At 73.3% G+C, this 20708-nt stretch carries 16 protein-coding genes and 2 pseudogenes; 3 read left to right on the forward strand and 15 right to left on the reverse strand.

The features are described from left to right. Positions 1-211 precede the first annotated feature (211 nt). The 8 genes and pseudogenes from BJ976_RS05375 to coaE (BJ976_RS05405) all read right to left on the reverse strand — a co-directional run bounded on the left by BJ976_RS05375 (position 212) and on the right by coaE (BJ976_RS05405) (position 9337). Positions 212-1251, reverse strand: a pseudogene (locus tag BJ976_RS05375) (TerC family protein). Positions 1252-1329: 78 nt separating this feature from the next. Next, the gene (locus tag BJ976_RS05380) at positions 1330-2049 is read right to left on the reverse strand and encodes a hypothetical protein (RefSeq protein WP_135027622.1); all 720 of its coding nucleotides are present in this window, start codon (positions 2047-2049) and stop codon (positions 1330-1332) included. After that, entirely contained in the window at positions 2046-2735 is a 690-nt protein-coding gene (locus tag BJ976_RS05385; RefSeq protein ID WP_229667052.1) for a SatD family protein, read from the reverse strand. Before BJ976_RS05385 ends, BJ976_RS05380 begins: the two co-directional genes overlap by 4 nt. Positions 2736-2787: 52 nt before the next feature. After that, the gene (locus tag BJ976_RS12235; RefSeq protein WP_338105814.1) at positions 2788-3255 is read right to left on the reverse strand and encodes an MFS transporter; all 468 of its coding nucleotides are present in this window, start codon (positions 3253-3255) and stop codon (positions 2788-2790) included. Then, positions 3235-3921: pseudogene (locus tag BJ976_RS12240) on the reverse strand (MFS transporter); the annotation flags it as partial. The gene BJ976_RS12235 and the pseudogene BJ976_RS12240, both read right to left, overlap by 21 nt. A 117-nt stretch (positions 3922-4038) precedes the next feature. Continuing rightward, entirely contained in the window at positions 4039-6171 is a 2133-nt protein-coding gene (gene uvrB / locus BJ976_RS05395; RefSeq protein ID WP_135027628.1) for an excinuclease ABC subunit UvrB, read from the reverse strand. Next, entirely contained in the window at positions 6168-6785 is a 618-nt protein-coding gene (gene coaE / locus BJ976_RS05400; RefSeq protein ID WP_135027634.1) for a dephospho-CoA kinase, read from the reverse strand. The genes uvrB and coaE (BJ976_RS05400) overlap by 4 nt, the downstream gene beginning before the upstream one ends. Positions 6786-6967: 182 nt before the next feature. Then, positions 6968-9337: a dephospho-CoA kinase gene (gene coaE / locus BJ976_RS05405; protein ID WP_135027636.1), complete on the reverse strand. Its 2370-nt coding sequence runs from the start codon at positions 9335-9337 to the stop codon at positions 6968-6970. 183 nt (positions 9338-9520) lie between these two features. Between coaE (BJ976_RS05405) and BJ976_RS05410 the strand changes: the two genes are divergently transcribed. Further along, positions 9521-10255, forward strand: a complete 735-nt coding sequence (locus BJ976_RS05410) for an IMPACT family protein (protein ID WP_376698710.1) — start codon at positions 9521-9523, stop codon at positions 10253-10255. A 10-nt stretch (positions 10256-10265) separates the two neighbouring features. Then, a complete protein-coding gene (locus tag BJ976_RS05415) occupies positions 10266-11585 on the forward strand; it encodes a class I SAM-dependent methyltransferase (RefSeq protein WP_167736873.1) in 1320 nt (439 codons plus the stop codon). 117 nt (positions 11586-11702) lie between these two features. Here BJ976_RS05415 and rpsA read toward each other — a convergent pair whose 3' ends face one another. The 4 genes from rpsA to polA form a co-directional block, all read right to left on the reverse strand. Continuing rightward, positions 11703-13157, reverse strand: a complete 1455-nt coding sequence (gene rpsA, locus BJ976_RS05420) for a 30S ribosomal protein S1 (protein ID WP_135027640.1) — start codon at positions 13155-13157, stop codon at positions 11703-11705. A 142-nt stretch (positions 13158-13299) separates the two neighbouring features. Continuing rightward, entirely contained in the window at positions 13300-14673 is a 1374-nt protein-coding gene (locus BJ976_RS05425; protein ID WP_135027643.1) for a GNAT family N-acetyltransferase, read from the reverse strand. Between the two features lie 40 nt (positions 14674-14713). Next, positions 14714-16126 carry a GNAT family N-acetyltransferase gene (locus tag BJ976_RS05430; RefSeq protein WP_135027645.1) on the reverse strand — a complete coding sequence of 471 codons (1413 nt, stop codon included), beginning with the start codon at positions 16124-16126 and terminating at the stop codon, positions 14714-14716. Beyond that, positions 16110-18926 carry a DNA polymerase I gene (polA, locus tag BJ976_RS05435; protein ID WP_135027648.1) on the reverse strand — a complete coding sequence of 939 codons (2817 nt, stop codon included), beginning with the start codon at positions 18924-18926 and terminating at the stop codon, positions 16110-16112. The genes BJ976_RS05430 and polA overlap by 17 nt, the downstream gene beginning before the upstream one ends. Before the next feature lie 42 nt (positions 18927-18968). On the opposite strand from polA, the gene BJ976_RS05440 reads away from it, so the two are divergent. After that, positions 18969-19499 carry a hotdog fold thioesterase gene (locus tag BJ976_RS05440; protein ID WP_135027650.1) on the forward strand — a complete coding sequence of 177 codons (531 nt, stop codon included), beginning with the start codon at positions 18969-18971 and terminating at the stop codon, positions 19497-19499. A gap of 65 nt (positions 19500-19564) precedes the next feature. Here the strand turns inward: BJ976_RS05440 and BJ976_RS05445 are convergent, their stop codons facing one another. From BJ976_RS05445 to BJ976_RS05455, 3 genes are read right to left on the reverse strand one after another with little or no spacing between them, the layout of a single operon-like run. Then, positions 19565-19942: a cation:proton antiporter gene (locus tag BJ976_RS05445; protein WP_135027653.1), complete on the reverse strand. Its 378-nt coding sequence runs from the start codon at positions 19940-19942 to the stop codon at positions 19565-19567. A gap of 13 nt (positions 19943-19955) precedes the next feature. Next, positions 19956-20237: an MrpF/PhaF family protein gene (locus BJ976_RS05450; protein ID WP_184231894.1), complete on the reverse strand. Its 282-nt coding sequence runs from the start codon at positions 20235-20237 to the stop codon at positions 19956-19958. After that, positions 20237-20671: a Na+/H+ antiporter subunit E gene (locus tag BJ976_RS05455; protein ID WP_135027660.1), complete on the reverse strand. Its 435-nt coding sequence runs from the start codon at positions 20669-20671 to the stop codon at positions 20237-20239. Before BJ976_RS05455 ends, BJ976_RS05450 begins: the two co-directional genes overlap by 1 nt. Positions 20672-20708: the final 37 nt, after the last annotated feature.

A 20708-nucleotide genomic window follows, 5' to 3' on the forward strand; every position in this document is an offset into this window, starting at 1 on the left:
CGGTCAATGCTCGCAAGTCTCTCCGCCCCGCCCCGGCATGACCGACGGCGTGGGCCGCTGCGTCCGGCGGACGGGGCCGACGACCGGCCGCGCCGTCCACGTGGTGACGTCCGCAGTGTTCTGGATACTCCCCTACGACAGGATGACTCTACAGCATCGGGGCCGGTCGCCCGCGGGCGGCCGGCCCTATAGCCGTCGGGTCGGCGGACGCTCAGCGGTCGTCGCGGCGCGCGGCGTCGGACACCTGGCGCATGCGCTCCGCGGACTCGGCGCGCGGCACGTCGCCCTCGTGGGCGGCCTTGCCCCAGAGCAGGGAGGCCACCGTGGCCACCACGAGCGTGCCGACGATGACGCCGAGGGAGAGGAAGGTGGAGATCTCGGGCACGGGAACGGGCTGGCCGCCGTTGATGAACGGCAGCTCGTTCTCATGCAGCGCATGCAGGATGAGTTTGACACCGATGAACGCCAGGATGAACGCGAGGCCGTGCTTGAGGTACACGAGGCGGTCCATCAGCCCGCCGAGCAGGAAGTAGAGCTGGCGCAGGCCCATGAGGGCGAAGATGTTGGCCGTCAGGACGATGAACCCGTTCTGGGTGAGGCCGAAGATCGCCGGGATGGAGTCCACCGCGAACATGACGTCCGTCAGTCCGATCGTGATGAACACGACCACCATGGGGGTGAACATGCGCTTGCCGTTCACCGTGGTGCGCAGCTTGTTGCCGTCGTAGTCCTCCGCCACGTTGAGGCGGCGGGTCAGCTTGGCGACCAGGCCGGGCTCGGCCTCCTCGCCGTCGTCGTCGTCCTTGAGCTGGTGCCACGCGGTCCAGAGCAGGAACGCGCCGAAGATGTAGAACACCCAGGTGAGATGCTCGATGGCGACGGCGCCGATCGCGATGAAGACTACCCGCGCGATGAGGGCGATGATGATGCCCACCATCAAGACCTCCTGCTGGTACCGGCGCGGCACCTGGAACTCGGCCATGATGATGAGGAACACGAACAGGTTGTCCACCGAGAGGCTGTACTCCGTGACCCAGCCCGCCAGGAACTCGGTGCCGTGCTGGACGTCTCCCAGGACGAACAGCAGGCCCGCGAAGATCAGCGCCAGGGTGACGTAGAAGCCGATCCAGAGTCCGGCCTCCTTACGGAGGGCTCGTGCGGGCGCTTGACCACGTACAGCAGGTCGAAGAGCAGGATCAGGCCGAGGACCACGAGGGTGGTGGTTTGGAAGGCGGGACTGAGGACATCCATCGGGGCGTGGCCTCTCGTGGCAGGGACGCGTCATGGTACCTCGCAGGGCCTCGCCCGCCGTGCGGCCCCGTGGCCGGATCAGGCCAGGCCGAGGGCCAGGTGGACCAGCACGCCGGCTCCGGCGGCCAGGGTCCAGCTGGCGAGCGAGCCGATCAGGAACTCCTCGGCGCTGGCGCCCGCCGGCCCGCCCTTCGGGTCCTGGGCCCGGGCGTCCTGGGCGATCTCGGGGAACCGGACGATGCCCTTGGCCGCCATGATGGCCGCCACGACCTGCCATGCGGCCAGGAGCCCGAGAACCGTCATCAGCAGGCGCTCCATGGGGCCGATGAACCGCCCGCCGCGCAGTCCCGCCGCATCCCGCTCCCGGTCCGCCGGCGGGTCCGCCTCCCCCGACGGCCGGCCCGCGAGGGCGAGCACGTCCCGCGTCACGACGTTCGCGGTCTCCACGAGGACCAGGCCCGCGGCGAGCAGGACCAGCCCGACCGGGGCCGGGGGGACGACCGCCGCGCCCGTGTGCTCGGCCACGGCCAGCAGGACCACGACGCCGACGACGCCCGTCCGCCACACGGGGCGGCGGGCGGCGGCGAGGGCGTGCCAGACGCCGGCCACTCCCAGGGCCGTCGTCGCCGCGGCGAGGGGCCCCGGGCCCGGCCCTGCGGACGGGGACAGGACGAGGACGCCCAGGAGGATGGCCGCCACGGCCGCCGCGAGCCGCAGCCAGGGCCGGCGCGCCGCGGGCCCGGGGGTGACGGCGGCCAGGTCGTGCACGCCGAGGCCGAGCAGAATGAGGGCCGTCACGCCTGATCCCCTCCGGCAGGTGTGGCCGCCTCGAGTGCGGCGTCGAGGTCGAGCAGCTCCCGGATGCCGGAGCGGGACACGGCCTGGGAGACGGCGGACTGCGTGATGCGCTCGGCCCGGGCTGCCTGGGCCTGCGTCCGTCCGGCCAGCAGCGCGGCCGCCAGGCGGCGCTCGCGTGCGCGCAGGCGGCCCACGAGGTGATCCCGCAGCAGCAGCTGCCCGTCGAGGGCGAGGCTCAGCGCGGCGTCCTCCCCGACGAAGGCCGTGGCGGCGCCGGCGGCACGGTCGGCGGCCGTCTCGAGGGCGGCGCGGGCGCGGTGCCATGCTGAGCCGTCCAGGATCGGCCCGCCCTCGCCCTCGACGGGGGCGGCCACCTCCACGTGCTCCCCCTCGCCGATCCCGAAGCGGAGCTCGACGCCGCCGGGCAGGGCCAGGCCGACGCGCAGGACGCTGCGGGCCGCGGCCGCCCAGTGGGCGTGGAGGGACTGGAACTCGTCGCCGACGGTCGCCCAGGCGGGCACCACGGGCGGCACCTGACGCTCGGCCTCGGCGAAGGCCGCGAGGACGGCCGCCTGGGCCTCCGCCCGGTCGGACAGGCGGCGGGACCCGACGATGTCGGCGATGACGGCCGCGCGGGGGTCCGGCGTCGCGCCCGCGGGGGCGAGGGTGGTCTCCGCCTGCATCATGGTCCCGACGTTACACGAACAGTGATAATTATGAAATATCAGCGTTTTTGAGTCACGCGCCCGGCCCGCCGGGGACCGCCTGGACCAGGACGCGATCGGGGCCCCTGACGAGTTCGGACACGCGGGCGGAGCCGGCCACCGTGGCCGCGGACCACCCGAGGCCGAGGAGGACCAGGCCCACGGTGACCACGGGCACGGAGCCGCGTCCCGCCCCCGCCAGCAGGCAGGCGGCCACCAGTGTCCCCAGGCCGGCCGCCGTGAGCCGGACGCGCCCCCACCGGTCCGCCAGGTGGCCCATCACCGGGGAGAGCGCGTACATGCCCGCGATGTGCAGCGAGATGACGAGGCCGATCACCACGAAGGTGTCCGGGGCGGTGTCCAGGTGCGCGGCGTGCTCCTGCGCGGCGTGCGCGGCGTGCTCCTGCGCGGCGTGCGCCGCACCGGGGGCCTCGTCCGGGGACGCCGGGTCCTGGGCCACGCAGGCCAGGTGCACGGGCGTCATGGACATGACGGCCACCATCACCGCGTGCGCGGTCACCACGGCCGTCACGGCGAGAGCGACCGCCCGCTCCCGGCGCAGGACGGTGAGACCGTCGGCGAGCCGCGGGCGCGGGGCGGGGGGTCCGCCGCCGAGGCGCAGGGCGGTGGTGAGGGGGTCGGGGCGGAGGCCGACCTGGAGGATGGCGACGGCGAGCAGCATGCCCGCCAGGGACAGCAGGAACGGGCCGGACGTGTCCGGCAGCCCCAGCGGACGCGCCAGGGCGGCGCCGGGACCGATGAGGTTGGGGCCGGCGACGGCGCCGAGGGTGATGGACCAGACGACGAGGCCCAGGTCCCGGGCTCGCGTGACGTCGTCGGCCAGGTCCGTGGCGGCGAAGCGGGCCTGGAGGTTGCCGGCGGCGCCGAGTCCCACGAGGAGCGCGGCGGCGAGGAGCAGGGGGTAGCTGCCGAGCACGGGGGCGAGGACCATGCCGACGGTGCCGAGGGCGGCGAGGCCGTTGGCGGCGGTGAGCGCCGTGCGTCGGCCGTGGGCGAGCGCGAGGCGGGCCAGGGGCAGGGCGCTCAGCGCCCCGGCCAGGGACATGGCCATGCTGGTGGTCCCGCCCCAGCCGGCGTGGCCGCTGAGCTCGACGGCCATGACCGAGCCGACCGCGAGCGCGGACCCGTTGCCGAGGCCGGAGAAGACCTGGCTGGCGGCGAGGGCGCGGACGGTGCGGCGTTGGGCGGCGCGGCGGGGGGTGGTGTCGAGGAGCGCGGCGGGGGGTGGTGTCGAGGAGCGCGGCGGGGGCGGGGCCGGTGGGGGTCACTGTTCGCGCTCCATCTGGCGCAGCTCCTTCTTGAGCTCGCCGATCTCGTCGCGGAGGCGGGCGGCGAGTTCGAATTGGAGGTCGGCGGCGGCCTGGTGCATCTGGGCGGACATCTGGCCGATGAGGTCGGCGAGGTCCTTGGCGGGGAGGGTGGCGGGGTCGACGCCGGACCGGCCGGGGGCTCCGTCGGTGCCGGGCGCCTCCTTGTCGAGGGAGGAGAGCCCGCGTTGGCCCATGCCGTAGGTGAAGCCCGCCTTCACGCCGCCCATGCCCTTGAGGAAGTCGGCGGAGTCGGCGTCCTCGCGGGCGAGCTGGTCGGTGATGTCGGCGATCTTCTTGCGGAGGGGCTGGGGGTCGATCCCGTGCTCCTCGTTGTAGGCGATCTGCACGGCGCGGCGGCGCTCGGTCTCGTCGATGGCGCGGCGCATGGAGTCGGTGATGTTGTCGGCGTACATGTGGACCTCGCCGGAGACGTTGCGGGCGGCGCGGCCGATGGTCTGGATGAGGGAGGTGGTGGAGCGCAGGAAGCCCTCCTTGTCGGCGTCGAGGATGGCCACGAGGGACACCTCGGGCAGGTCGAGGCCCTCGCGGAGGAGGTTGATGCCGACGAGGACGTCGAAGGTGCCGAGGCGGAGTTCGCGGAGCAGTTCGACGCGGCGGAGGGTGTCGACGTCGGAGTGGAGGTATTCGACCTTGACGCCGGCGTCGAGGAGGTACTCGGTGAGGTCCTCGGCCATGCGCTTGGTGAGGGTGGTGACGAGCACGCGCTCGTCCCGGGCGGTGCGGACGCGGATCTGCTCGAGGAGGTCGTCGATCTGGCCCTCGGTGGGCTTGACCACGACCTGCGGGTCGACGAGGCCGGTGGGGCGGATGATCTGCTCGACGAACCCGTCGGCCTGGGAGAGCTCGTAGGCGCCGGGGGTGGCCGAGAGGTACACGGTCTGGCCGATGCGCTCGAGGAACTCGTCCCACTTCAGGGGGCGGTTGTCCATGGCGGAGGGCAGGCGGAAGCCGTGCTCCACGAGGGTGCGCTTGCGGGACATGTCGCCCTCGTACATGGCGCCGATCTGGGGGATGGTGACGTGGGACTCGTCGACGACGAGGAGGAAGTCGTCGGGGAAGTAGTCGAGGAGGCAGTGGGGTGCGGAGCCGGCGGGGCGGCCGTCGATGTGCCTCGAGTAGTTCTCGATGCCGTTGCAGTAGCCCATCTCCTGCATCATCTCGAGGTCGTAGGTGGTGCGCATGCGCAGGCGCTGGGCCTCGAGGAGCTTGTCCTGGGACTCGAGCTCCTGGAGGCGGGCGCGCAGCTCGTCCTCGATGGCGGTGATGGCCTTGCCCATGCGGGTGTCGCCGGCGACGTAGTGGGAGGCGGGGAAGATGTACATCTCCTCCTCCTCGCGGACGATCTGGCCGGTGAGGGGGTGCAGGGTCTGGATGGAGTCCACCTCGTCCCCGAAGAACTCGATGCGCACGGCGAGCTCCTCGTACATGGGGATGATCTCCACGGTGTCCCCGCGCACGCGGAAGGTGCCGCGGTGGAAGTCGACGTCGTTGCGGACGTACTGCATCTGCACGAACTGGCGCAGCAGCACGTCGCGGTCCAGCTCCTGTCCGCGCCGGAGGGTGACCATCTGCTCGATGTACTCCTCGGGGGTGCCGAGGCCGTAGATGCAGGAGACGGTGGCGACCACGACGACGTCCCGGCGGGTGAGCAGGGCGTTGGTAGCGGAGTGCCGGAGGCGTTCGACCTCCTCGTTGATGGAGGAGTCCTTCTCGATGAAGGTGTCCGTCTGAGGGACGTAGGCCTCGGGCTGGTAGTAGTCGTAGTAGGAGACGAAGTACTCGACGGCGTTGTTCGGCAGCAGCTCGCGGAACTCGTTGGCCAGCTGCGCGGCGAGGGTCTTGTTCTGGACCATGACCAGGGTGGGCCGCTGGAGCTGCTCGATCACCCAGGCCGTGGTGGCGGACTTGCCGGTGCCGGTGGCGCCGAGCAGGACCACGTCCTTCTCGCCGGCCTGGACGCGCTCGGTGATCTCCGCGATGGCCTTGGGCTGGTCGCCGGAGGGCTGGTACGGGGAGACGACCTCGAAGGGGGCGACGACGCGGTTGATCTGCTTGGCCAGGCTCATGCGGCCATCCCCCGCCACACGGCGCGGGTGAGCTCGCGCAGGCGCTCGAGGTCGCCGTCGTTGACGATCACGACGTCGGCCACCGCCGCCCGCTGCTCGTCCGTGGCCTGGGCGGCGATGCGGGCCTCGGCGTCTTCGACGCTCATGCCGCGGTCCTCGACCATGCGGCGGATGCGCTCCTCGCGGGGTGCCTGGACCACGAGGACCAGATCGAACGCGTCCGCCTGGCCCGTCTCCACCAGCAGGGGGACGTCCTGCACCACGACGACGTCGGGACCCGCCTGCGCCACGATCTCCCGGGCCATCCGCCGCACGCGCGGGTGCACGATCCGGTTGAGGCGCTCGCGCTGGCCGGCGTCGGCGAACACGATCGCGGCCAGCGCCGCGCGGTCCAGCAAGCCGTCGGCGGCGATCACCCGGTCGCCGAAGGCCTCCTGGACGGCCGCCAGCCCCTCCGTGCCGGGCTCGAGGACGAGCCGGGCGAGGGCGTCGGAGTCCACGAGCAGGGCGCCGCACCGCTCCAGCTCGGCCGCCACGGCGGACTTGCCGGCGGCGATGCCCCCGGTGAGGCCCACGTGCAGACGCGGGCGCAGGGTCGGGTCGGTCACGGTCATCGGGCGTCCTCCTCGGGTCGGGCCCGCACGGCGGGGTCCGCCGGGGCCGCGTCCAGCACCGGCTGGACCTTCTCGGCTCCCAGTATGCCCGGCCCGGCGGAACCCGCCCCAGCCGCGCGTGCGGACGGCGACGGGCGCCCGCCCCCGAGCGGGGTGCGGGCGCCCGTGGGGTGCCGGTGCGGTCAGCCGACCTTGCCGGCGGCGTGCGGGTCCAGGACGGGGAGGATGCGCTCGTCCCAGTACGCCCGCACGGCGGCCGCGAGGTCCTCGCGGGTGCCGTCGTTGGGGATCACGGTGTCGGCAATCTCGGCGCGGGCCCCGTCCGCCGCACCGCCGTCGATGACGGCCCACGCCTGCTCGCGGGACAGGCCGCGGTCGGCCATGAGGCGGTCCACGCGCTGCTCGGCCGGGGCGGTCACGGTGACCACCTGGTCGAAGTCCCTGTGGCTGCCGGTCTCGGCGAGCACGGCCAGGTCGACCACGAGGACCGCGTCCTCACCGGCGGCCTTCGCTCGCCGGTCCGCCTCAGCGCGGACCGCGGGAGTGACGACCTCGAGGTAGCGCTGGCGCGCGGCCTGGGACCGGTTCGTCAGCCGGTCGAGCGCACGCAGGTCGACCGAGCCGTCCGGTCGGACGATCTCCTCGCCGAAGACGTCGCGCAGCTCGTCCACCAGGGGCGAGCCCGACACGAGCAGGTCCTCCGCCACGTCGTCGAACTCCACGACGACGGCGCCGAGGCGCTCGAACTCCTCGCCCACCGCGGTGCGGCCGGAGGCGATCCCGCCGGTGAGGCCCACGGTGACGCGGGCCCGCTGGGCGACGGCCTGCTGCTGGTGCCACGTGTTGGGGGTGTGCGTGTCGAACTCGGGCTCGGTGCCCGGCTCGAACTCGGGGCGGATGACGTACGCGGAGACGTCGCCCTCCTCCTGGGCGCGGCGGTGGTACTCCTCCGCCGGGAGCACGCGCTTCCACTGGCGGGTGCGGATCGGGCGGGCGGCGCCGGCGTCCTCGCGCAGCGCCTGCACGAGCAGGCCGGCCTGCAGGACGGTGAGGATCATGACCGGGAAGCCGATCACGATGATGACCTCCTGGAGCGCGTCCAGGCCGCCGTCGCCGGACGTGATCAGGATCGCGGTGCACACCGCGCCGACGCTGAGCGCCCAGAACACGCGCTGACGACGGGAGACGACATCCTCCTGGCCGTTGGCCATGGCGTCCATCACCAGGGCGCCGGAGTCGATCGAAGTGATGAAGAAGATCACGATGATGATCAGCGCGAGCGTGGCGATCGGCAGGTAGAGCGGAAGCTCCTGCAGGTACTGGAACAGGGCCGCCTGGACGTTGCCCTCCTCCACGATTGTCCGGGTCAGGGCGCCGCCGGTGAGCGGGGCCCCCGCGGAGGCGCGGTCCATCGCGAACGCGGAGTTGCCGTAGATGCCGATCCAGATGATGACGAAGAGGGTCGGCAGCCCGATCGAGGCGCTCACGAACTCACGGATGGTGCGGCCCCGCGAGATCTTCGCGACGAACATGCCCACGAACGGCGCCCAGGTGACGGTCCACGCCCAGTAGAAGACGGTCCAGGCACCGGACCACTCACCCGAATGGAAGGTGTCGTTGAAGGTGCTCAACAGGGGAAGCGAGGAGACGTAGCGGCCGGCGGACTCCACGGTGCCGCGGACGACGTCCATCGACGAGGCGGCCCACATGAGGCAGTACACCATCAGGGCGATCGCCATGAGGATGTTGATGTAGGAGAGGCGCTTGACGCCCTTGTCCATGCCGGCGAGCACCGAGGTGATCGCGGCAGCCGTGATGACGGCCATGATCAGCGCCTGGATCCACCCGGCCACGGGGGTGCCGAACACGTAGTTCATGCCGGCGTTGATCTGCAGCGCACCGAGGCCGGTGGACACGGCCACGCCGAACACGGTGGACACGATGGAGATGGTGTCGATCGTCTTGCCGATGGGGCCGTGGATGCGGTCGCCGATCAGCGGGTAGAAGGCCGAGGACACCCGCGGCGGCAGCTTGCGCTTGTAGGTGAAGTAGCCGAAGGACAGACCCGGCACGATCAGGATCGCCCACATGTGGACGCCGAAGTGGAAATTCGCGATCGACAGCGCGTTGTGGGCGGCCTTGTCGCTGAACGGCGCGGTGTCCTCCAGAGGCGGCAGCGCGTAGTGGTACATCGGCTCGGCGATGCCCCAGAACATGAGGACGGCGCCCACGCCGGCGGCGAACATCATGCCGAACCAGGCGATGCCGGAGTACTCCGGCCGGGAGTCGTCGTCGCCCAGCTTGACGCGGCCGTACCTCGAGAACGCGAGGCCCAGGGCGAACACGACCAGGAGCGTCGCGCTCAGGGTGTAGAACCAGCCGATGTCGTAGCGGAGCCATGAGGCCCCGATCCCGAACAGGCCCTGGACCTGCGCGGGGAAGATGCTCATGGCGGCCGTGAACAGGACCACCACGAGGGCGGCCGGGAAGAAGATCGCCGGGGAGGTGCGCAGTCCCAGGCGGTCGTGGAGTTTCGTGAGGGGTGATGACATGGGTGTCTCATCCGGTCGTCGGAACCCCTGACGCGGCCGGTCCAATCGGCTCACGCCGGGGCTGGTGCACGGTGGGCACGAGCATCGACCCTACCGGTGGGTCAGTGGTCGACGCATCCCGGTGTCGACCGAGGGCGTCCCTGCCGCCCCGCCACCGGTGCTGCCCCCCCTAGGCTGGCGGGCATGCCCTCCCCCGTCCCGACCGATGCCGCGCCCCGCCCGTCCGGGCCCGTCGAGTGCACCGTCCCCGCGGCCGGCCTGATGCACGAATGCGGCTGGATCCGGCACGAGGAGGAGGTCCGCCGCAGCCGCTTCCTGGCGTACCTGGCCCGGACGCCGCACGAGGAGTCCGCGCGGGCCGTGGTGGCCGCGCTGCGCCGGCGGCACCACGACGCCCGCCACGTGTGCAGCGCCTGGATCCTCGGGGCGGACCGGGCCCGCAGGCGCTCCAGCGACGACGGCGAGCCCGCCGGCACCGCCGGCGTCCCGATGCTCGAGGCGCTCGCCCTGCGCGAGACCGCGCCCGGGCGCGCCGACCTCACCGACGTCACCGCCGTGGTGGTCCGGTACTTCGGCGGCGTCAAGCTCGGTGCCGGCGGGCTCGTGCGCGCGTACTCGGACGCCGTCAGCCGCGCCCTCGACGCCGCACCGCTCGTGGCCCGCCGTCGCCGCGCCCTGTTCGCCGTCGCCGCTCCCCACGGCGAGGCCGGCCGCTGGGCCCACGAGCTCGAGCTGGCGGGCGCGCCCGTGACGGGGATCCGGTGGGACGGCCCGGAGGCCGTGATCGAGCTGGGCGTCGCCGACAGCCCCCAGGCCGTCGGCGGCCTGCACACGGCCCTGGCCCGGATCACCGCGGGCCACGCGCGGGCAGAGCCGGCCGGGCACGCCTGGACCGACGACCCCGCGGCGCGTTCCTAGGATGGGCGCCATGGACGCCTCCCCCGACACCGCCCGCCTGGACGCGCGGTCCCTGACCACCCCCGACGTGGGCGGCCGCCCCCTGCCGCGGCACTGGAGCGCGGCGTTCGACCTCGGCCGTCTCGAGCGCTGGCCCCTGTCCGCATCCCGGGAGCGGCAGGCGCACGACGCCGCCGACGTCCTGCTCGTCGACACCCTGGCCGGCTGGGCCGCCGACGGACGCGACCCGGCCCCCGTGGCCGTGCTGCACGACCAGCACGGCGCCGTCTGCCTGCCGCTGCTGGCCCAGGGGCTGGACGTGCGCCTCGGCGTGGACGAGGCCTCGGCGGCCCGCTCGGTGCGGCACAACCTGGAGCAGTTCCAGGACGCCGACGGCCGCCTGCCCGCCGGCTGGGGCGAGCTGACCGTCGGGGGCGTGGACGGGACCACGCTGGCGGGCGCCCGCACCATGCTGCTCTCGCTGCCCCGCGCCCTGGACGCCCTGCACCTGACCGCCTCCGCGGTGGCCGTGCACGCCGCCGACGACGTCCTCGTCCTGGGCGCGGGGCGGGACAAGCACATGAGCCCGGCCATGAACGACGTCCTGGCCCGCTCCTTCCGCACCGTGGTGCCCGGCCGGGGCCGGTCGAAGTCGCGCGTGCTGACCGCGGCCCACCCGCGCCCGGACGCGGCGATCCCCGCCCCGCGCACCCGGGTCCACCGCCTGGCGGGGCTGGGCGAGGTGACGCTCGTGGGCGGCTGGGCCACCTTCGGCGGCGCCGCCGCGGACCCGGGGAGCCGGCTGCTGGCGCGCACGCTCGCCGAGCGCTCCCCCGCCCTGCCCGAGCCGCACGCCGGCAGGGTGCGCACCGCCTCCGGGCTGGAGGTGGACCTGCCCTGGCGTGCCCCGGCGAGCGTGCCGGACGTCGTCGACGCCGGCAGCGGCAACGGGCTGCTGGCGGTCGTCGCCGCCCGGGTGTGGCCCGAGGCGAGCGTCCTGGCCAGCGACCAGTCCGCCGACGCCGTGGCCTCCTCGGCGGCGACGGCCGCCGCGAACGGCCTGGCCGACCGGATCACGGCGGTCCAGGACGACGCCCTGGGCGGGGTGCCGGACGGCTCGGTGCGGGCCGTGGTACTCAACCCGCCCTTCCATGACGCCACCGCGGTGGACCCCACGGTGGCCCACCGCATGATCGAGGCCGCCGGCCGCGTCCTCGCCCCGGGCGGCCAGCTCTGGTGCGTGTGGAACTCCCACCTGCGGCATCGCCCGGTCCTGGAGGCCGTCGTCGGACCGACCCGCCAGGTCGCCCGGGACCGGACGTTCACGGTCACGGTGTCCACGCGGGCCTGAGGCGTCGAGCGCGGCCGGCTGCGCGGACGACGACGGGCCCCGTCCTCCCGGAGGAGGACGGGGCCCGTCGGTGTGCGGGCCGGGCGGCGCTCCGTGGAGCCCGCCCGGCCGGGGCGCTCAGTTGCCGGTGAGCTTCTCGCGCAGGGCGGCGAGGGCCTCGTCGGAGGCCAGGGTGCCGCCGTCGGAGGCCGGAGCCTCGGACGAGTAGGTGGAGCCGCCGGAAGCGGGCGCCTCGGCGACCGCCTGGGTCTCCTCCTCGAGGGAGCGGCGGACCTGCTCCTTGTGGGACTCCCAGCGCGACTGGGCGTCGGCGTACTGCTGCTCCCAGGCGCCGCGCTCGGCCTCGAAGCCCTCCATCCACTCGTTGGTCTCGACGTCGAAGCCCTCGGGGTACTTGTAGTTGCCCTCGTCGTCGTACTCGGCGGCCATGCCGTAGAGCGCCGGGTCGAACTCGGTGCCCTCGGGGTCCACGCCCTCGTTGGCCTGCTTGAGGGACAGCGAGATGCGGCGACGCTCGAGGTCGATGTCGATGACCTTGACGAACAGCTCGTCGTTGACCGACACGACCTGCTCGGCGGTGTCGATGTGGCGCGAGGCCAGCTCGGAGATGTGCACGAGGCCCTCGATGCCGTCCTCGACGCGCACGAACGCACCGAAGGGCACCAGCTTCGTGACCTTGCCCGGCACGACCTGACCCAGGGCGTGGGTGCGGGCGAAGAGCTGCCACGGGTCCTCCTGGGTCGCCTTCAGCGACAGGGAGACACGCTCGCGGTCCATGTCCACCTCGAGGACCTCGACGGTGACCTCGGTGCCCACCTCGACGACCTCGGACGGGTGGTCGATGTGCTTCCAGGACAGCTCGGAGACGTGCACGAGGCCGTCCACGCCGCCCAGGTCCACGAAGGCGCCGAAGTTGACGATGGAGGAGACGGTGCCGGAGCGGACCTGGCCCTTCTCCAGCTTGTGCAGGAAGTTCGAGCGGACCTCGGACTGGGTCTGCTCGAGCCAGGCGCGGCGGGACAGGACCACGTTGTTGCGGTTCTTGTCCAGCTCGATGATCTTCGCCTCGAGCTTCTGGCCGATGTACGGGGCCAGGTCGCGCACGCGGCGCATCTCCACGAGCGAGGCCGGGAGGAAGCCGCGCAGGCCGATGTCGATGATGAGGCCGCCCTTGACGACCTCGATGACGGTGCCCTCGACGACGCCGTCCTCTTCCTTGATCTTCTCGATGTCGCCCCAGGCGCGCTCGTACTGGGCGCGCTTCTTCGAGAGGATCAGGCGACCCTCCTTGTCCTCCTTGGTGAGGACCAGGGCCTCGACGGTGTCGCCCACGGCCACGACCTCGTCCGGGTCCACGTCGTGCTTGATGGACAGCTCGCGGGACGGGATGACGCCCTCGGTCTTATAGCCGATGTCGAGCAGGACCTCGTCGCGGTCCACCTTGACGACGATGCCCTCGACGAGGTCCCCATCGTTGAAGTACTTGATGGTCGCGTCGATGGCGGCGAGCAGGTCCTCGGCGGTGCCGATGTCGTTGATGGTGACCTGCGGGGCGTTGGAAGTGGTGGTCATGTAGGAGGGACTCCGTCGGGATCAGGGGACACACCGGGTACCGTGCCGTCCGCGGACGGCGTCCGGGCGCCTGAGGCGCCCCACCCGGCGTGGGTCGTGATGGACATGTTTCTGGTGCGCACGAATGTGCTCATCTAGCGTATCAGAAGCGCGTCAGCAGATGGACGGGCGCCGCGGGATGCAGGAGTGCGTCGAGTCGGGCGGCGGCACCGGGCGCCCGCTCCGCCACGACGCCGGCGCCCACGAGCGCCCCGACCCGCATCCCGCCGAGCCAGACGCCGGAGAGGTGCGCGACGTCGAGCTCGAGATCGGCCCGCGCGTCGTCCCCCAGCGGCTCGACCCGGCCGACGCCCCGGGCGACCTCCAGGCGCCAGGTGCCCGCGGCGTGGCCGGCGGCGTCGGCGACCCGCAGCACCACGGCGCCGGCGACCTCCGGGGCGTAGTCGCGCCCGCCCAGGCAGGCCGGCACGTCCAGGATGCGCAGGTACAGGTCGTCCCACACCGCCTTCGTGCTGACCCTGCGGCGGTCGGCGAGCAGCTGCTCCAGCCGCCCGTCGTCCGGGCAGCGGGTCAGGTGCAGCCGGTCGATCAGGTCCAGGTGGGCCAGGAAGCGCCACAGCTGCCGGGCCGCGGCGTCGGTGGCCGCCAGGAAGGCCTCGACGGACTCGGTGGTCGGCTCCTTCTCCCACCCGTCGAACCGGTAGAGCGCCACGCCCTGCACGGTCCCGTCACCGTCCCGGTGCACGGCGGCGAACAGCCCGGATCCCTTGCCGTCGTTCTTGGCCGCGCTGCGGTCCTCCCACCGCACCACGTGCCCCGAGGGGCGGTGCACGCTGCCGGGCGTGGTCCGCCGCACCCGGCCGTGGAGCTCCTCCACGACGCCCGGCATCGCCCGCGGATCCTCACGCAGCACCGTCCCGGGATCCTCCTCCCGGTGCCCGGCCGCGTCCGCCGCCAGGACGAGTCCGCCGCGCACGTCCACGCGGACCGTGCGGCCCGTGCAGGCGGCGCCGAAGCCGAACCGGCCGTAGATGGTGGACTCCGAGGCGGTGAGGGCGGCGACCGGCACCCCGGCCGCCGCCGCCTCGCCCAGGGAGGCCGTCATCATGGCCCGCAGGATCCCGCGCCGACGGTGGCCCGGCGAGACGGTGACGTTGGAGATCATCCAGACGGGCAGCTCCCTGCCCGGGGAGGTGGTCAGGCGCGAGGTCCAGTCCACGAACGTGCCCACGGGCTCGCGCTCGGCCGGGTCGTCCTGCGCGAGGTACACGCCACGCAGGATCTTGGCGTCGTCGGCGCTGACGCCGAGGTCCTGGTCCGCCGCCGCCCCGTCCGGGACCTCCTCGTAGAAGCCCTTCTCCACGGCCGCGGTGTGCCGCACGTGCGCGGGGTGTCCGGCGCGGGCGGGGTCCGCGCCGTCCGGGCCACGCTCCAGCGGGGCGAGGGTGCGCAGGACGAGGCCGTGGCGCGTGAGCACGTCGTCGGGGGAGGTCGGGGTCGTGCTCGTCGCGGTCATGGCTGCCTCTCGGATCGGGTCAGGAGCGGGGTCGGCCGGTTCAGAAGCCGGTCAGCGAGTAGGGCGGGCGCGGCTGGCGCAGCAGCGTGTCCAGGTCGGCGGCCGCGCCGGGGCGGTGCTCGGTGAGGATGCCGGCCGCGCGCATCATCTCCGCCTTCACCCCGCCCAGCAGGACCGAGCCCAGATCGGCGACGTCCAGGGTCAGCTCGGCGGCCTCGGGGGGCGCCGGCGTCACCCGCCCGACGCCGCCGGAGGCCGCGATCTCCCACGTGCCCGCCGCGTGGCCCAGGGCGTCCTCGACGGTGACCGTCACAGCGCCCTCGTGCAGGTACGGCCGGGCCTCGAAGCACGCGGCCACGTCGAGGATCCGGTGCCACAGGTGATGGTGGACCCCGCGGGTGTAGATGCGCGACTCGTCCAGGACGAGGAACTCGAGCAGCCGGTCGTTGGCGACGGCGGGCAGGCGCAGGCGCACCACGAGGTCCAGGTTCCCCAGGAACTCCAGCAGCGCCCGGTACGCCTCGGCGTCCGCGGCCCACAAGGAGACCACCGTGGCCGTCACGGGGTCCTCGGCGATCAGCTCGGCCGTGGAGCCGTCCACGCGGTACACCGCCACACCCCGGTCCACCCCGTCCGGGCCCGTGGAGACGACGGCGCGCAGGCCCTGCGGCCGGCCGCCGTCGACGCGCGGATCCCGGTCCGTCTCCCGGGCCGCGTGGAAGCGGATCCGCTCCACGGAGCCGGCCTGGGCCTCGAAGGCCCGACGCCACAGCCCGTCGATGAGCTCGGCGGACGCGGTCGGCTCCACGAACCGGAATGAGCCCTCCGGGCGTCCGCCGCGCAGCTGCAGGCCGCGGGTCGCGTCCAGCCACACCGAGCGGTGATAGGTGGAGACCCCGAAGCCGAAGCGCCGGTAGAGGGTGGCCTCGGTGGCCGTGAGCAGGGCGATGGGCACCCCGGCCGTGCGCGCACGGCGCAGCGACTCGCTCATCATGGCGCGCAGGATCCCGCGCCGCCGGTGGGTGGGCGAGACGGTGACCTCGGTGATGCACCAGGCAGGCAGAAGGCGTCCGCCGCCCATGTTCAGGCGCTTCGTGAAGTCGGCCAGGGTGCCCACGGGGTCCGTGCGTGCGGGGTCCGCCTGCCGCGGATACACGCCGCTGAGGCGACGCCGGTCGCCCTGCTCCACGCCGATGAACCGGTCCGCCAGGGCGAAGTCCGGGTCGCCGACCTCGTGGAAGTTGCGCTGCAGCACGGCGGTGTGGCGCCGCACGGCCGGGGCGTCCGCCCAGCGGCGGTCGTGGTCGAACGGGGCCTCGGGGTCCGCGTCGCCGGTCTCCCACGGGGAGGGCACACGCATCAGCTCCAGGCCGTGGGCGGCGAGCGCCTCCGCGGTGGCGGGGGCGGGGGCGGTCCAGGCGGACTCGGGGCGGGTCTCAGTGGGCGGCGTCATGCCAGCTCCTGCCGTGTCCGACGTGCACGTCGAGGGGCACGGACAGCTCGGCGGCCCGGCCCATGCGCTCCTTCAGCAGGGCGGTCGCCCGCTCCAGCTCGTGGCCGGGCACCTCCAGGATGAGCTCGTCGTGCACCTGCAGGAGCAATCGGGAGGCCAGCCCGTGCTCGACGAGGCCGGCCTGCACGTCCAGCATGGCGCGCTTGATGATGTCCGCCGCCGAGCCCTGGATGGGCGCGTTGAGCGCGGCCCGCTCGGCCATGTCCCGCAGCTGCCGGTTGTCCGAGCTGAGGTCCGGCAGGTACCGGCGGCGCCCCTCGATCGTGGAGGTGAAGCCGTCCTTCCGGGCCTGGGCGACGACGTCGCGCAGGTAGTCCCGCACGCCGCCGAAGCGGTCGAAGTAGCCCTTCATGAGGCCGCGCGCCTCGTCCACCGAGATCTTCAACTGCTTGGACAGGCCGAAGGAGGACAGCCCGTAGGCCAGGCCGTAGCTCATCGCCTTCACCTTGGCGCGCTGCTCGGCGGTGACGTCGTCCGGGTCCACCCCGAACACCTGCGAGCCGACGAACGAGTGCAGGTCCTCGCCGTCCCGGAAGGCCTGGATCAGCCCCTCGTCCTCGGACAGGTGCGCCATGATGCGCATCTCGATCTGGGAGTAGTCGGCCGAGAGGAGCACGGCCTCCTCCCCCTCGACCTCACCGGCGACGAACACCTCGCGGATGCGCCGGCCGGCCTCCGTGCGCACGGGGATGTTCTGCAGGTTGGGGTGCAGGGAGGACAGGCGCCCGGTGGCGGCGGCGGTCTGCGAGTACGTGGTGTGGATGCGCCCGTCGCCGGCCACGGTCTCGCGCAGGCCCTCGACGGTCTGCTTGAGCTTGGTGGCGTCGCGGTGCGCCATGAGGTTCTCGAGGAACGGGTGCTCGGTCTTCTCCAGCAGGTCCTGGAGGGAATCCACGTCCGTCGAGTACCCGGTCTTGGTCTTGCGGGTCCGGGGCATGTCGAGGTGCTCGAAGAGCACCTCCTGGAGCTGCTTGGGCGAGCCGAGGTTGACCTGCATGCCGCCGGTGGCCTCGGCCACGGACGCCCACGCGGAGTCCTTGGCGGCCTGGGCGCGCTCGGTGAAGTCGGCGTGGAGCCCGTCCAGGATGTCGCCGTCCACGGCGATGCCGGTCAGCTCCATGCGGGCCAGCAGCCGGGCGAGCGGGATCTCCATCTCCTGCAGGAGCCGCTGCGCGCCGCGGTCGAGGACCTGCGGGGTGGACTCGACGGAGAGCCGGCGGACGATCCACGCGGCGCGGGCGGTCCGGGCGGCGCGGGCCGCGCGCGCCGCGGTCTCCTGTCCGCCGTCGAGGTCGAACGCGCCCTGGGCGTCCTGCTCGGCCGGGGCCTCCTCGGGGGCCTCGAGGGGGGTGCCCAGGTGCGCCTGGGCCAGGGCGGCGAGGTCGACGTCCCGCCGGTCGGGCTGGATGAGGTACGCGGACAGGGCGACGTCGTCCACCACGCCCTCGAGGGCGGCGTCCGGGCCCAGGGCGGTGGGCCGGGTGGGGGCGGCGAGCGCCTTGAGGACCCGCTTGAGGTCGTGGACGGCCTTGTCCGTGCCGGCGTCGGCGAGGACGCCGCGCAGGGCGGTCATCAGCTCCTCGTCCGGGTCGGCGACGTCCAGGTCCACGTACACGGCGGCGTCCTCGGCGGCGAGCGCCACCCCGACGGGCGTACCGAAGGTGCCGGGCACGGGCACCTTGCGCTTGGGCAGCAGGTCGGGCCCGTCCACGGCCACGTGCAGGCCGAGCAGGGCGCCGGCGTGGGCGGCGAGGAAGTCGCGGAGCTGCGCCGCCGTCGTCGCGACGACCGGCTCGGGGGCGGCCTCCACCGCGGCGGCGGGGGCCTGGGAGCCGAGCCGCTCGGCGAACACCTCGAAGACGCGCTCGCGGATGCGGTTGAACTGGAGCGCGTCGAAGAGCTCCTCCACCGGCTCGCGCGCGGGCATGGTCAGCTCCATGGCCTCAAGGGCGACGTCCAGCTCGAGGTCGCGCACGAGCGCGTTCAGGCGGCGGTTGCGGCGGACGTCGTCGAGGTGGGCGCGCAGGGCCTCGCCCTTCTTGCCGGTGATCTCGTCCGCGTGGGCGAGGACGCCGTCCAGGTCCCCGTACCTGTCCAGCCACTTGGCGGCGAACCCGGGCCCGACGCCGGGCACGCCGGGCAGGTTGTCCGCGGACTCCCCCACGAGCGCGGCCAGCTCGGGGTACTGCGCGGGCCACACCCCGTACTTCGCCTTGACGGTCTCGGCCGTCATGGCGGGCACCTCCGAGACCCCTCGCGTGGGGTAGAGCACCGTGGTGGAGTCCGAGATCAGCTGGAAGGCGTCCCGGTCCCCCGAGACGACGCACACGTCCCAGCCGGCGGCCTCGGCCTGCGCGGACAGGGTGGCGACGATGTCGTCGGCCTCGTAGTCCTCCTTGGTGAGGGTGGGGATGCCGAGGGCGTCCAGCACCTTGACCGTGAGCTCGATCTGCCCGGCGAACTCCTCGGGGGTCTCGGAGCGGCCGGCCTTGTACTCCCCGTACTCGGCGGAGCGGAAGATGGGACCGGCGAGGTCGAACGCCACGGCCACGTGGGTGGGCGCCTGCTGGCGGATCATGGTCAGCAGCATGGACGTGAACCCGTACACCGCGTTCGTGTGCTGGCCGGTGTCCGTCGTGAAGTTCTCGGCCGGCAGCGCGTAGAACGCGCGGAAGGCCATCGAATGGCCGTCCAGCACCAGCAGGCGCGGACGGGGCTCGGCGATGCGGGTCTCACCCATGTGGTGTTGCTCCTCTCGACTCCGGATGTCAGCCTACTGGGCATGACCGACAGCCCTGAGCCGGACCTCTCGCCCGCCGACGTCCTCGGCGTCCTCGCCTTCCACCCGGGTGTCACGCCCGTGATGACGGAGGAGGAGCGCGACGCCGTCGCCTCCGCCTCCGGCCTGACCGCGGACCTGCGCGAGGCCCTCGGCGGCGCCGGCGTCAGCCCGCTGGCCCTGAAGATGGGCATCCGCTTCGTGGAGCTGTCCGCGCAGCGGGCGGTGGCCACGATGCCGGTGGCCGGCAACGAGCAGCCCATGGGCCTCCTGCACGGCGGCGCCCACCTGGTGCTCGCGGAGTCGCTCGGCTCGATGGCCGCGAAGATCCATGCCGGACCGGGCCGCGGCGCCGTGGGGACGGAGATCGGGGCCACCCACCACCGGGCGATCCGCTCGGGCCTGGTGACCGGCACGGCCACCGCGATCCACCTCGGCCGGACGCTGACCACCCACGAGATCGTCATGACGGACGAGCAGGGGCGGCGGCTGTCCACCGTGCGCATGACGAACATGGTGCTCAGCGGCCGCTGACCATGGCGTGGACGCACCGGGCCCGGGACGACGGCGTCGTCCCGGGCCCGGCGCGTGTCAGGGTCTCAGTCCATGTCCGGCAGGCGAGGGGCCGGCCGGCCGCCCTCGCGGCCGGGGGTGTCCTCGGCGAGCTCGTCGTAGTGGCCGGGACTCATGGGCACCCCGGTGAGGTAGGCCGAGCGGCCCAGGGCCATGGTGGCGACGGACGCCGACCCGAGCTGCAGCACCACGATCAGCGCGACCTTCACGAGCGCGGCGACGCCCGGGGCGAGCAGGAGGGCGCCCACCACGATGAGGATCATCCCGACGCCGCCGGCCGTGCCGACGGCGGAGATGCGGGTGTAGGGGTCGGGGAACCGGACCAGGCCCAGCCCCGCGGTGACGAACACCAGGGCTCCGATCACCACGAGCACGGATCCGACGACGGTCAGGATGGCGTCCACGGGTGCGACCTCCTCAACGCTTGCCGCGCGTCAGCGCGCGGGCCAGGGACATGCCGGACAGGAAGGCGACGATGGCCGCGATCAGCACCAGGTCGAACGTCCACCCGTTGTCCGTGCGCACGCCGAAGAGCACCAGCATGCCCAGCGCGCTGAACGTGAGCAGATCGCCGGACACGGCGCGGTCCGCGTCCAGCGGTCCCACCACGATCCGGTAGGCGGACACGAGCGCCGCCACGGTCAGCAGCCCGATGGCCAGGTCGATCCCCGCGAGGGACCAGTCGTAGGCGAACGGCATCACGCCACCCCCGTCTTCCGCATCGCGTGGAGCATGCGCCGCTCCATGTCGTGGATCTCCGCGCGCAGGGCGTCGGCGTCCTCGGCGTAGAGGCCGTGGACGTAGAGCAGACGGCGGGCGTCCGGGTCGCCGTCCTCCTCGCCGACGGCGCCGGCGCGCCGGGTGCCCAGCGTCAGCGTGCCCGGGGTCAGCGTGATGAGGGCGGACAGCAGGGTGACCTCGGCGTCCGTGCGGCAGTTGCTGCGCACCCGCGCGATGCCCGACCGGGCCTGGTCGCCGGGGGTCACGAGGTCCTTGATGACGGCTTCGGACGAGGTCACCAGGGCCCAGGCGTACCAGCACCAGAACACGAGCCAGCGCCAGGGCCAGGACAGGGCGGACGCCGTGCCCGCCGTCAGGTCGACGGTCCCGTCTCCGTGGGTGTGCGTGGCCATGCGGTCGGCTCCTTCCGGGTGCTGCGGGAGTGCGGGG

This window comes from Micrococcus flavus (assembly GCF_014204815.1).
In the GTDB taxonomy this organism is placed as follows: domain Bacteria; phylum Actinomycetota; class Actinomycetes; order Actinomycetales; family Micrococcaceae; genus Micrococcus; species Micrococcus flavus.

Bases quoted from the DNA above. Each gene is read 5' to 3' on its own strand.
- BJ976_RS05385 (WP_229667052.1), bottom strand. From the start codon at position 2,735: ATGATGCAGGCGGAGACCACCCTCGCCCCCGCGGGCGCGACGCCGGAC.
- BJ976_RS12235 (WP_338105814.1), bottom strand. From the start codon at position 3,255: ATGGTGGCCGTCATGTCCATGACGCCCGTGCACCTGGCCTGCGTGGCC.
- uvrB (WP_135027628.1), bottom strand. From the start codon at position 6,171: ATGAGCCTGGCCAAGCAGATCAACCGCGTCGTCGCCCCCTTCGAGGTC.
- coaE (WP_135027634.1), bottom strand. From the start codon at position 6,785: ATGACCGTGACCGACCCGACCCTGCGCCCGCGTCTGCACGTGGGCCTC.
- coaE (WP_135027636.1), bottom strand. From the start codon at position 9,337: ATGTCATCACCCCTCACGAAACTCCACGACCGCCTGGGACTGCGCACC.
- BJ976_RS05410 (WP_376698710.1), top strand. From the start codon at position 9,521: ATGCCCTCCCCCGTCCCGACCGATGCCGCGCCCCGCCCGTCCGGGCCC.
- BJ976_RS05415 (WP_167736873.1), top strand. From the start codon at position 10,266: ATGGACGCCTCCCCCGACACCGCCCGCCTGGACGCGCGGTCCCTGACC.
- rpsA (WP_135027640.1), bottom strand. From the start codon at position 13,157: ATGACCACCACTTCCAACGCCCCGCAGGTCACCATCAACGACATCGGC.
- BJ976_RS05425 (WP_135027643.1), bottom strand. From the start codon at position 14,673: ATGACCGCGACGAGCACGACCCCGACCTCCCCCGACGACGTGCTCACG.
- BJ976_RS05430 (WP_135027645.1), bottom strand. From the start codon at position 16,126: ATGACGCCGCCCACTGAGACCCGCCCCGAGTCCGCCTGGACCGCCCCC.
- polA (WP_135027648.1), bottom strand. From the start codon at position 18,926: ATGGGTGAGACCCGCATCGCCGAGCCCCGTCCGCGCCTGCTGGTGCTG.
- BJ976_RS05440 (WP_135027650.1), top strand. From the start codon at position 18,969: ATGACCGACAGCCCTGAGCCGGACCTCTCGCCCGCCGACGTCCTCGGC.
- BJ976_RS05450 (WP_184231894.1), bottom strand. From the start codon at position 20,237: ATGCCGTTCGCCTACGACTGGTCCCTCGCGGGGATCGACCTGGCCATC.
- BJ976_RS05455 (WP_135027660.1), bottom strand. From the start codon at position 20,671: ATGGCCACGCACACCCACGGAGACGGGACCGTCGACCTGACGGCGGGC.